At 32.6% G+C, this 11,339-nt stretch carries 11 protein-coding genes; 10 read left to right on the top strand and 1 reads right to left on the bottom strand.

Features of this window, described 5'->3' with window-relative positions; all coding sequences use genetic code 11:
• Positions 1-214 precede the first annotated feature (214 nt).
• From gcvT to OZP09_RS02445, 6 genes are all read left to right on the top strand, one after another.
• Positions 215-1,297: a glycine cleavage system aminomethyltransferase GcvT gene (gcvT, locus tag OZP09_RS02420; protein WP_281310221.1), complete on the top strand. Its 1,083-nt coding sequence runs from the start codon at positions 215-217 to the stop codon at positions 1,295-1,297.
• A gap of 147 nt (positions 1,298-1,444) precedes the next feature.
• On the top strand, positions 1,445-3,475 hold the full coding sequence (locus OZP09_RS02425) for a carboxy terminal-processing peptidase (RefSeq protein WP_269236360.1): 2,031 nt from the start codon (positions 1,445-1,447) through the stop codon (positions 3,473-3,475).
• Between the two features lie 131 nt (positions 3,476-3,606).
• Positions 3,607-4,320, top strand: coding sequence for a YebC/PmpR family DNA-binding transcriptional regulator (locus tag OZP09_RS02430; protein ID WP_269236361.1), 714 nt, complete (start codon positions 3,607-3,609; stop codon positions 4,318-4,320).
• A 130-nt stretch (positions 4,321-4,450) separates the two neighbouring features.
• Positions 4,451-4,651, top strand: coding sequence for a hypothetical protein (locus OZP09_RS02435; protein ID WP_281310222.1), 201 nt, complete (start codon positions 4,451-4,453; stop codon positions 4,649-4,651).
• Positions 4,652-4,837: 186 nt separating this feature from the next.
• Entirely contained in the window at positions 4,838-5,656 is an 819-nt protein-coding gene (gene kdsA, locus OZP09_RS02440) for a 3-deoxy-8-phosphooctulonate synthase (RefSeq protein ID WP_269236362.1), read from the top strand.
• A 51-nt stretch (positions 5,657-5,707) separates the two neighbouring features.
• Positions 5,708-6,586, top strand: coding sequence for a hypothetical protein (locus OZP09_RS02445; protein ID WP_432419458.1), 879 nt, complete (start codon positions 5,708-5,710; stop codon positions 6,584-6,586).
• Positions 6,587-6,650: 64 nt separating this feature from the next.
• Here OZP09_RS02445 and OZP09_RS02450 read toward each other — a convergent pair whose 3' ends face one another.
• Complete coding sequence (locus tag OZP09_RS02450) at positions 6,651-7,193, bottom strand: DUF1697 domain-containing protein (protein ID WP_269236364.1); 543 nt, start codon at positions 7,191-7,193, stop codon at positions 6,651-6,653.
• Between the two features lie 171 nt (positions 7,194-7,364).
• Between OZP09_RS02450 and recG the strand changes: the two genes are divergently transcribed.
• From recG to OZP09_RS02470, 4 genes are all read left to right on the top strand, one after another.
• Positions 7,365-9,473 (top strand): ATP-dependent DNA helicase RecG, encoded by a 2,109-nt coding sequence (gene recG / locus OZP09_RS02455; protein ID WP_281310223.1) that lies wholly within the window; start codon positions 7,365-7,367, stop codon positions 9,471-9,473.
• Positions 9,474-9,569: 96 nt separating this feature from the next.
• Positions 9,570-10,403, top strand: a complete 834-nt coding sequence (gene prmA / locus OZP09_RS02460) for a 50S ribosomal protein L11 methyltransferase (protein WP_269236365.1) — start codon at positions 9,570-9,572, stop codon at positions 10,401-10,403.
• A gap of 36 nt (positions 10,404-10,439) precedes the next feature.
• Positions 10,440-10,715, top strand: coding sequence for an ATP-dependent Clp protease adaptor ClpS (locus tag OZP09_RS02465; protein WP_223678613.1), 276 nt, complete (start codon positions 10,440-10,442; stop codon positions 10,713-10,715).
• Positions 10,716-10,870: 155 nt separating this feature from the next.
• Positions 10,871-11,329, top strand: coding sequence for a 2-dehydro-3-deoxyphosphooctonate aldolase (locus OZP09_RS02470; protein ID WP_278010091.1), 459 nt, complete (start codon positions 10,871-10,873; stop codon positions 11,327-11,329).
• Positions 11,330-11,339 lie beyond the last annotated feature (10 nt).

Here is an 11,339-nt window from a genome sequence, read left to right on the forward strand (position 1 = left end):
CTAAAGTTACATTAAAAAATCAAAATCATAAATTATTCTTTGCAACGATTACTAGCCCTGGTAGCAGCGACATCCTTTTTATTTTTTCTTTAAAAATAAAAAGATATAGCGAATAACAGGAAAGAGCTCCAAATCATTGCGAAATTTACAATTTAACCATTCATATTTGACATTTTTTGAATAGATTTGCAAAACAATTTTATACATCAATACAATGAAAAATACTGCGCTTACGCACATACATGAAGGTTTAGGAGCAAAAATGCTTCCTTTTGCAGGTTATAATATGCCAATTACTTACGAGGGTGTAAATGCTGAACACGAAACAGTTCGTAACAGTGTGGGGGTTTTTGACGTTTCACATATGGGGGAATTTTTGTTGACAGGACCTAACGCTTTAGCTTTGATTCAAAAAGTGACTTCAAATGATGCATCAACTCTGACAATTGGAAGAGCCCAATATTCTTGTCTTCCAAACAATGAAGGCGGAATAGTAGATGATTTGATTGTGTATAAAATGAAGGAAGAACAATATTTGTTAGTCGTAAATGCTTCGAATATTGAAAAAGACTGGAACTGGATTTCGTCTCACAATGATTTAGGAGTTGAAATGAAAAATCTTTCAGACGATTATTCATTATTAGCCATTCAGGGGCCAAAAGCGGTTGAAGCAATGCAATCATTGTCTTCGATAGATTTATCGGCAATTGCTTATTATCATTTTGAAGTAGCTGATTTTGCAGGAATCGAACATGTAATCATTTCTGCTACAGGATATACTGGCTCTGGCGGATTTGAAATTTACTGCAAAAACAGTGAAGTAGAACAAATCTGGAATAAAGTTTTTGAAGCCGGGGCTCCTTACGGAATCAAGCCTATTGGTTTGGCGGCACGTGATACTTTGCGTTTGGAAATGGGATTCTGTTTGTACGGAAATGATATTAATGATACTACTTCTCCACTGGAAGCTGGTTTAGGATGGATTACGAAATTCACTAAGGATTTTACTAATTCTGAAGCGCTTAAAAAACAAAAAGAAGCTGGTGTTACTAAGAAATTAGTGGCGTTTGAAATGCAGGAACGAGCAGTACCGAGACATGATTACGAAATTGTTGATGCTGACGGAAATATAATCGGAATTGTGACTTCCGGAACCATGTCGCCTTCTATGGGTAAAGGGATTGGTCTGGGCTATGTTACAGTTGCAAACAGCACAGTCGATACCGATATTTTTATCAGAATCAGAAAAAATGATGTTCCGGCTAAAGTGGTAAAATTACCTTTTTATAAAAAATAAAAATTTTAGATAAAATAGTCAAAAAATGCATTGCTTAATTGTGATGCATTTTTTATTGAAACACTATTTTGATATAAGAATATTCCGGAAAAATATAACAATTAATAAAAAATTAAACGTAAATTTAATTCTGGAATTCTTCAAAATATGAAAAAAATAATATTGGTATTTCTACTTATTACAAACATTCTATTTTCTCAAAATAGTGACAAGACATGTGAAATACTTACCAAAATAAATCACCTGATTCAAAGCGAACACATTAGACCAAAACCATTGGATGATAATTTATCAATTTATGTTTTTGATAATTTAATGGATGAGCTGGATCCTTCCCGAAATATTTTTTTCAAATCAGAATATGATGAAATGTCTAAACAATATCGACTGAATATAGACGATTTGATAGTACAAGGAGATTGTAGTTTTTTGTCTGATATTACGAACAAATACAGAAATGGACTTCTGCGCAATAAAGCTATTTTAGAGAAAATTCAAACCGGAACAATTGATTACAATAAAAAAGACACTATACGGTTTTACAAAAAAGCCTTCAAGTTTTATCTTAAAAAAGAAGATCTGGAAAAAGTGTGGCTCAAAAAACTCCGTTACCAAATCCTGGATGATATTGCTGAAAAAAGTGACAATCTTGATTCTTTAAAATTAAATTTCAAGTCAATTGAATTACAATCGAGAACTACTATTTTATCAAACGAAATCTGCAGGATAAACACACTTTTAGAACGAAAAGACACACAGCAGGAAAACCTTTACAACTTTTTTTGTACCTACTTTGATCCGCATACAGCCTATTTTAGCGATGATTCTAAATCAAGTTTTGTAGCATCTTTATCGAAAGAACATTTTTCATTAGGAGTAAGTTTAAAATTAAATGAGAAAAATGAAATCATTATTGATGAATTAGATCCAAATGGTCCTGCATTTCAAACGGGACAGATTAAAAAAGGAGACCAGATAGTTTCAATTTCAAATCAAAAAGAAACCTTAGAGGTTTCATGTGCATCATTAGAATCCGTTTCAAGTATGATATTATCTGAGTCTAATAGAAAGATCACACTTACTTTAAAACGAAACTCTGGTAAAAATTTTGAGGTTTATATCGAAAAACAAATAATGAAAGATGAAGAAAATTCTGTTTATAGTTTCATTATTGGTAAAGAAAGTAAAATTGGATATATTAAGATTCCCAGCTTCTATGCAGATCTGGATCAAAATAACCGTAAAGGCTGCGCTGATGATGTAGTCAGGGAAGTCATCAAACTTGAGAGAGATAACATAAAAGGTCTTGTAATTGATCTGATTAATAACGGCGGCGGTTCTATGGAAGAAGCTATAAGGCTGTCCGGTATGTTTATCGATTACGGACCACTTTCTGTTGTTATAGATAATAAGCAAAACAGAACTGTAATAAACGACCCGTACAGAGGTTTGATTTATAAAGGACCAATCGTAATTTTAATAAACAGCAATACAGCATCTGCAAGTGAATTTTTTGCTTCAAATTTACAAGACTATAACCGCGCTTTATTATTAGGCAGTAGCACGTTAGGAAAAGCTACCATGCAGACAATCGTTCCTCTTGATGAAAATACAACTACTGATTTTTTAAAAATAAGTATTAATAAATTTTACAGGATAACCGGTAAAAGCCATCAAAATACAGGTGTTAAACCAGATGTTATTCTTCCTGAATTCTATGAAAATATCTTTCAAAAAGAAAGCAGTTTCCCAACTGCTATCCAAAATGACAGTATCGACCTTTCATTAAAATACAAACCTTATGTAAAAAGAAATCTGATTGATAAAATTGCCAAAAACAGTTCGGCAAGATTAGCTGACAATTTCTATTTTAAACAAATCAGGGAAATCAATTCAAAAATTGACGAAATGATAAATGCTCCAAAAACGGAAGTACCAATGACAATGAATTCAATCTTTGAGCAGAAAACTATCAGAGAAAAAATATGGAAGGAAATCAATGCATTTAGTGATACAAATAATCCGTTAGATGTACATAATTCAACTGTAAATCAATTCTTGCTTGGTGTATACCCCGCTGAAAAAACAATAAATCAGTATAAAATTGATAATCTGAAAACGAATCCTTACCTAAACGAAGCCGTAAATATTATTAATGAATTTAATACTTCAAAATAAATTTCAGATTATCTAAATTTCAAACTTTTTTTATTTTTTAAACTAAAAGCATAATTTTAAAAAGAATATAATTTGATTTTGGAAAAATAAGGAATAACTGTATTTTTGCATCACAAAACTAAAAATTAGAAATGGGAAGAGCGTTCGAATTTAGAAAAGGAAGAAAAATGAAACGTTGGTCAGCAATGGCCAAAACATTTACCAGAATTGGTAAAGATATCGTTATGGCTGTTAAAGAAGGCGGACCAAACCCAGACGCCAATTCTAGATTAAGAGCAGTTATACAAAATGCAAAAGCAGCCAACATGCCTAAAGATAATGTGGAGCGTGCTATAAAAAATGCAAGTAATAAAGATACTGCCAACTATAAAGAAATTTTATTCGAAGGATATGCCCCTCACGGAATTGCCATTTTGATTGAGACAGCTTCTGATAACAACAACAGAACAGTAGCCAATATCCGCAGTTATTTCAATAAATGCAACGGTACTATGGGTACTCAGGGTTCTGTTGAGTTTATGTTTGACCACACTTGTAATTTCAGAATTGCTAATAATGGTCTTGATGCCGAAGAATTAGAATTAGAACTAATTGATTTTGGTGCCGAAGAAGTTTTTGAGGATGAAGACGGAATCTTAATTTATGCTCCTTTTGGAAGTTTTGGAGCTTTACAAAAAGAATTAGAAAACAGAGGACTGGAAATCTTATCATCTGGTTTTGAACGTATTCCTCAAATCACAAAAGAATTAACAGAAGCTCAAATAGCGGACGTTGAAAAACTGATTGAAAAAATAGAAGAAGATGATGATGTAATGAACGTCTATCATACTATGAAAGAGCATTAATATTCTTTTATATATAAAACAAGAGCCCTGAAAATTCAGGGCTCTTTTGTTTATAATGATTTTAAACAAATTTAGAACTATATATATTTTGCGAATATTATATTTGCACCTCCAAATTTAAAAATAACCTATGAAAAATTCCAAGTACACTAAAGTTGCCATAATAATTATGGTAATATTATTTGTAATTGTAAGTATGTTAGGATGTACGGTACACCACAACCACTCACATCCTCATTCGCACCACAAATCAAAAAAAATGCCTCCTGGTCAGGCTAAAAAAATATCCGGAGACAAAAGTGCTAAATCACATGCACATGGTCATCGTTAAAAAATATTTTTATTCAAAGCCTTTTAATTTTTAAGAGGCTTTTTAGTTTCTGTCAATAAAGAAACAACAGTATTTGGCATAAATACATTTTTTCTAAAAGTTAACACTGCTTCTTAAAATAATCACAAATCTTCATCTGTAAATAGCAAATCCTGACTACATTTGCACTGTCAAAAAATCACAGATATGAATTTACAGCATATTCCACAAATTAAGCATACTGACAGTGGCAATTTCTTTTTATTAGCAGGACCCTGCGCTATAGAAGGAGAAGAAATGGCGCTTCGAATTGCGGAAAAATTAGTTGGTATTACCAACAAACTTCAGATTCCTTATGTATTTAAAGGATCATTTAAAAAAGCCAACCGTTCCAGAATTGATAGTTTCTCCGGAATTGGTGATGAAAAAGCACTAAAAATTTTACGAAAAGTTTCTGAAACTTTCCATGTTCCAACAGTAACGGATATTCATACGAATGAAGACGCTGATATGGCTGCACAATATGTGGATGTATTGCAAATCCCTGCTTTCTTAGTACGTCAGACTGATTTGGTTGTAGCTGCTGCTAATACAGGAAAAACAGTAAATTTGAAAAAAGGACAATTTATGAGTCCGGAAAGCATGAAACATGCAGTTCAAAAAGTATTAGATTGTCATAATGAAAATGTTATGGTTACAGACCGCGGTACTATGTTTGGTTATCAGGATATGATTGTTGATTACCGTGGGATTCCCACTATGCAGCAATATGCTACAACGGTTCTGGATGTAACACACTCTCTACAACAGCCAAACCAAACTGCAGGTGTTACCGGTGGAAGGCCAGATATGATAGAAACTGTTGCCAAAGCAGGTATTGCTGTAGGTGTTGATGGTATTTTTATCGAAACTCATTTTGATCCTGCAAATGCTAAAAGCGATGGTGCCAATATGCTTCATTTGGACTATTTTGAAGGACTAATGACCAAATTGGTAGCTATCAGAAAAACGGTTAATTCATTCTAATTTCATAATAATAAATTGAAAAATAATTTTTTATTCTTGCCTTTTTTCTTAATGTGTTTCGCTGTAAATACATTTGCTCAGGAAGAAATTGCAATACAAGACAAATACACAGCACACAATAAAGGAAAGTTTTTTATTTCATGGGGAGGTAACAGAGAAAGCTACTCAAAATCAGATGTAACTTTTAGAGGAAAAGATTACGAGTTCACTGTGCAAGATATGAAAGCGCATGATAAACCTAAAGGATGGAATGTAGATTATGTTAATCCGTCTCGAATGACTATTCCACAAACCAATTTTAGATTGGGTTACTTTTTTAGCGATCATTATAGTGTTACTATTGGAGTTGATCACATGAAATACGTAATGACTCAAAATCAAATTGCAAAAGTTAATGGAAACATTAATTTACCTGTCGATGAAGCTGGTTCTATTTATAATGGTGAGTACATAAACAGGCCTGTAGACATGTCTCTGGGTGGTGCTAAGGAAGGTGGTTATAGTAATGGTATTACCCCAGCAAACGGCCCTGCTTTTTTAATGTATGAACATACGGATGGTTTAAATTACGTTAATACTGAAGTTGCAAGATTTGATGATGTTTCGAAATGGTTTAAATTACCAAACATTGATAAAGTTCAGATTAACTTAACAGAAGGTTTGGGTGCAGGAATTCTATATCCTAAAACTAACACAACACTTTTAGGAAAAGAACGTCACGACGATTTTCATATTTCCGGTTATGGTCTTTCTGCGAAAGCAGGACTTAATGTTACTTTTTACAAACACTTCTATATTCAGGGTGAATTAAAAGGCGGTTACATCAATATGCAGGATATTAAAACTACGACAAGTAGTGATGACAGTGCTTCTCAGGACTTTTTCTTCTTTCAGCGAATTATTGCTTTCGGAGGAATTTTCAGAATCTAAAAAAACATAATCAACCATAATAAAAAGCAGGTTTCATATTTAATTTGAAATCTGCTTTTTGTTTTTACTCTGAATACATATTAAGCAGATTGGTAACGGTATTCAAGTTTCTAATTGTTGCCGTGACATTAAGTTTTTTCTCAATATATTTTTGATCAAATCTAGTTTTTCCGGCACCTATAGCATATTTCATAAAAATTCTGTTTCCGTCAATACTTGCTTCGTCCGGTTTAAACTGGCTGATTTTTAAATCATTTATACTTTCTTTTTTCAAAGCAATTGAGACAAAAGCAACGTAAAGTTTTTTACTGTCAACTTCTTTTTCTTTCAGAAAAGGATTATTTTTAAAACACAATTCCAAATCTTCTTTTGCGATTACCACAACAGGAACTTCGTGTCCAAAAACTTTAAAAATTTCCTGTTTAATCATAAATCCTACTTTTGAAGCACTTTCTTCATCGGTATCTACAAAAACATTCCCAGATTGCAAATAGGTTCTGACATTCGTAAAACCAATATTTTCCAACATCTTTTTTAATGCTTCCATTTTCATCATGTTATGTCCTGAAACGTTGATTCCTCGTAAAAGTGCTAAGTGTGTTATCATTTCAAAATATTTTATTCCCCAAAGATATTATTTTCTAAACTTTAATTTTCAAATTATCTCATTTTCAAATTTCCCAATTAAAATCTATCTTCGCTATTCTAAAAGATAAAATTAAAACTTAGTTATTTCCAAAATCTAAGCAAGTCTAAAATCTAAGAAATATAAAAACTAATGTCAAATAATCTCCTAGAAACTCCTATTGAATACTTAAAAGGTGTTGGCCCAAGCCGTGGCCAATTGCTCCGAAAGGAATTAGGTATTCATAAATATGGAGATTTAGTTAATTTTTTTCCAAATAGATATATTGACAGAACACGTTATTACAAAATAAATGAACTTCAAAATACAGGTTCTGAAGTACAAATTATTGGAAAAATAATTCACATTAAAACTGTTGAATTTGCTAAAAACAAAAAGCGTCTGGTTGCTACTTTTGTAGATGAGACCGGACAAATGGATTTAAACTGGTTTCAGGGTCATAAATGGATTCGGGAGAGTTTAAAACTCAATGAAGTTTGCGTGATTTTCGGAAAGTGTTCTTTGTATGGAAATCAATTCAGTATGGCTCATCCTGAAATTGAACTTTTAAGCGAGCATGAAAAAAGCCTTCGTTCTGCCATGCAGCCGGTTTATCCTTCAACAGAAACCCTGACTAACAGAGGAATTTCAAATCGTACGATTAACAAATTGATGGAACAGCTTTTCATCGAAACCCAAGCTTTGTTTACTGAAACTTTTCCTTCTTATTTAATTGAAGAATTAAAATTAATTTCAAAGAAAGCAGCTTTATTCAACATCCATTTCCCTAAAAGTGCCGATATTTTGGCGAAAGCCCAATTCCGATTAAAATTTGAGGAATTATTTTTTATCCAGCTCCAATTAATCACCAAAAACCTAATTCGGAAACATAAAATAAAAGGTCATCCTTTTACAAAAGTAGGTCAATTATTTAACGAATTTTATCAAAATCATCTTCCTTTTGAGCTAACGAATGCACAAAAAAGAGTAGTAAAAGAAATTCGTTCAGATATGGGTAGTAATGCCCAGATGAATCGATTATTACAGGGAGATGTAGGTTCCGGAAAAACAATTGTAGCTTTCATGAGTATGCTTCTCGCGATTGATAATGGCTTTCAGGCTTGTTTAATGGCTCCTACAGAGATTCTGGCCAACCAGCATTTTATTGGATTATCTGAATTGGCAAAAACATTAAATATTAATATAAAAATCTTAACCGGGTCAACTAAAACTGCAGCCAGAAAAGTTATTCATGAAGAGCTTGAAAATGGTTCTTTACATATTTTAATTGGCACACATGCCTTATTAGAAGATAAAGTAAAATTTCAAAATTTAGGATTAGCCGTTATTGATGAACAGCATCGTTTTGGTGTTGAACAGCGATCAAAATTATGGAAGAAAAACGAAATTCCACCGCATGTTTTAGTAATGACTGCTACTCCTATTCCAAGAACTCTGGCAATGAGTTTATATGGCGACCTTGATATTTCTGTAATTGATGAATTACCTCCAGGCAGAAAACCTATTCAGACAGTTCATCGATATGACAGTAACCGCCTTAAAGTGTGGAAATTCCTGCGTGATGAAATTGCTAAAGGAAGACAGATTTATATTGTTTATCCATTAATCCAGGAATCAGAAAAAATGGATTTCAAGGATTTAATGGATGGCTATGAAAGTATTTCTCGTGATTTCCCACTTCCTCAATATTCTATTTCAATTTTACACGGAAAGATGAAACCTGCCGATAAGGATGCTGAAATGAAGCGCTTTTCAGAAGGAAAAACAAATATTATGGTTGCCACAACGGTCATAGAAGTTGGTGTAAATGTTCCGAATGCCAGCGTCATGATTATCGAAAGTGCCGAACGTTTCGGTTTGTCTCAGCTACATCAATTGCGTGGCCGTGTAGGACGTGGTGCTGAGCAAAGTTATTGTATCCTGATGACAAGTCACAAACTCAGTTCAGACAGCAAAACCCGAATGGAAACAATGGTTCAGACTAATGATGGTTTTGAAATTGCAGAAGTTGACCTGAAACTTCGGGGTCCTGGTGACTTAATGGGAACTCAGCAAAGTGGTGTTCTGAACCTTCAAATAGCTGATATTGTTCGCGATCGCGATATTTTGATTTTAGCGCGAAACTATGCCATGAAAGTTTTAAAAGAAGACGGACCTTTACAAAAACCTGAACATGCAATATTGAAATCCGTGTTTATTGAACTCACGAAGAAAAAAAACATCTGGAATTACATTAGTTAATCATTATAAAATTCAAGTCATTTTAAATTATTTACATTACTGATTTTTTATATTCAACTTGTACTTTCGATTCTTACCTTTGCAAAAAAAATATCTATGTCAAATATCTATTTAGGGTATCATTTTTCAATTGAGCCCAAAGAACTGGGATCGGAAATATTAATTGCCGAATTGGGCGAAAAAGCTTTCGAGAGTTTCACCGAAACTGAAAACGGAATTTCGGCTTTCGTAAAGAAAGATTTATGGGACGAGAATATTTTAGATGACATTTATATTTTACAATCGGAAGAATTTAAAATCGAATATACGATTGAAGAAATTGATCAGGTAAACTGGAATGAAGAATGGGAAAAGAATTTTGAACCCATTGATGTAGATGGAAAATGCCATGTTCGCGCTCCATTTCACCCAAAAACTGATGCAGAATTTGATATCGTAATAGAACCAAAAATGAGTTTTGGAACAGGGCATCATGAAACAACACACATGATGATTCAGCATTTATTAGAAATGGATGTTCAGGGTTTAAAAACTTTAGACATGGGTTGCGGAACTGCTATTTTAGCTATTTTGGCTGAAATGAAAGGTGCCCAGCCTATAGATGCCATCGATATTGACAACTGGTGTTATTTGAATTCAATTGAAAATGCAGAACGTAATAATTGCAGTCACATTACCGTTTATGAAGGAGATGCAGCCTTGTTGACTGATAAGAAATATGATTTGATTATTGCAAATATCAATCGTAATATTTTGTTAAACGATATGCAGTCTTATGTAGATTGTCTAAATCCAAAAGGAATCATCCTTTTCAGTGGTTTTTATGAAGAAGACATTCCATTTATTGATGCGTCCTGCACTGAAAAAGGATTAACTTATGTTAAAAAGTTTCAAAGAAACAATTGGGTTTCATTAAAATACGTAAATTAGTTAATAGTAAATTACCAGAGTACAAAATTTAAAATTATGAGTACTAAAGAAAAAGTAAGAGAAAAAGTCCGCGAAAAAGAAGCTGTAGGTTTTAATAATGAAATTATAGTTTATAATGATGATGTAAACACTTTTGATCATGTAATTGATACTTTAATGCGTGTTTGCAGCCATACAGCAGAACAGGCAGAACAATGTTCCCTAATTGTACATTACAACGGGAAATGCACAGTAAAAACTGGTCCAATAGATAAATTAAAACCACAATGCACGCAACTTTTGGAAGCAGGACTTAGCGCCGAAATTGTTTAAATTTAAATACAAACATTAAAAAAAGGCATTCTATATTATTCTAATTGTTGAATAATATAGAATGTTTTTTTTAGATGAAGGCACAATATTTGCTTATCCTATCGGCATGATCTAAAATCTTTTTACATTTGTATTAACAGCAATACTAAAAATCGATGAAAAAAATAACTTTACTTATTGTTTTATTAATTACAGCAGTTTCATGTGTAAGTACAAAATCGACATTAAAAAATGTAGATGATAATGCTCCTGACTTGGTTTTAAGCAAAAATAATACGTTTATTATCAAAGAGTTCAGCAAAGACAAAAAGTATGGTTATAACCCTAATTATCCTATCAATATTTTCTTCAGAAATACCAAAGATGAAGCAATAAATGAAACCCGTTTTTTAAATGCTTTAGCGGGGCCAAATGGTGAAAAAATCACTTATACAAGATTAGAGACCTGTTGCCCATTTCCAACTAAACGAAGTGACATGGGTGCAGGATTTTTAAATGTATATGAATTAAAATGGGAAGGACAAAAAAAACCGGTTACACTCTATCTTAATATTTATGAAAAAGGTATTCTAATGGTTCCAATGGGATTAAGCTTAAAGAAAGAAAACAATTAGAACAGATTAT

Source organism: Flavobacterium flavigenum (assembly GCF_027111255.2).
In the GTDB taxonomy this organism is placed as follows: domain Bacteria; phylum Bacteroidota; class Bacteroidia; order Flavobacteriales; family Flavobacteriaceae; genus Flavobacterium; species Flavobacterium flavigenum.

Excerpts from the sequence above, each read along its gene's own strand:
- gcvT (WP_281310221.1), top strand. The coding sequence starts at position 215 with ATGAAAAATACTGCGCTTACGCACATACATGAAGGTTTAGGAGCAAAA.
- OZP09_RS02425 (WP_269236360.1), top strand. The coding sequence starts at position 1,445 with ATGAAAAAAATAATATTGGTATTTCTACTTATTACAAACATTCTATTT.
- OZP09_RS02430 (WP_269236361.1), top strand. The coding sequence starts at position 3,607 with ATGGGAAGAGCGTTCGAATTTAGAAAAGGAAGAAAAATGAAACGTTGG.
- OZP09_RS02435 (WP_281310222.1), top strand. The coding sequence starts at position 4,451 with ATGAAAAATTCCAAGTACACTAAAGTTGCCATAATAATTATGGTAATA.
- kdsA (WP_269236362.1), top strand. The coding sequence starts at position 4,838 with ATGAATTTACAGCATATTCCACAAATTAAGCATACTGACAGTGGCAAT.
- OZP09_RS02445 (WP_432419458.1), top strand. The coding sequence starts at position 5,708 with ATGTGTTTCGCTGTAAATACATTTGCTCAGGAAGAAATTGCAATACAA.
- OZP09_RS02450 (WP_269236364.1), bottom strand. The coding sequence starts at position 7,193 with ATGATAACACACTTAGCACTTTTACGAGGAATCAACGTTTCAGGACAT.
- recG (WP_281310223.1), top strand. The coding sequence starts at position 7,365 with ATGTCAAATAATCTCCTAGAAACTCCTATTGAATACTTAAAAGGTGTT.
- prmA (WP_269236365.1), top strand. The coding sequence starts at position 9,570 with ATGTCAAATATCTATTTAGGGTATCATTTTTCAATTGAGCCCAAAGAA.
- OZP09_RS02465 (WP_223678613.1), top strand. The coding sequence starts at position 10,440 with ATGAGTACTAAAGAAAAAGTAAGAGAAAAAGTCCGCGAAAAAGAAGCT.
- OZP09_RS02470 (WP_278010091.1), top strand. The coding sequence starts at position 10,871 with ATGAAAAAAATAACTTTACTTATTGTTTTATTAATTACAGCAGTTTCA.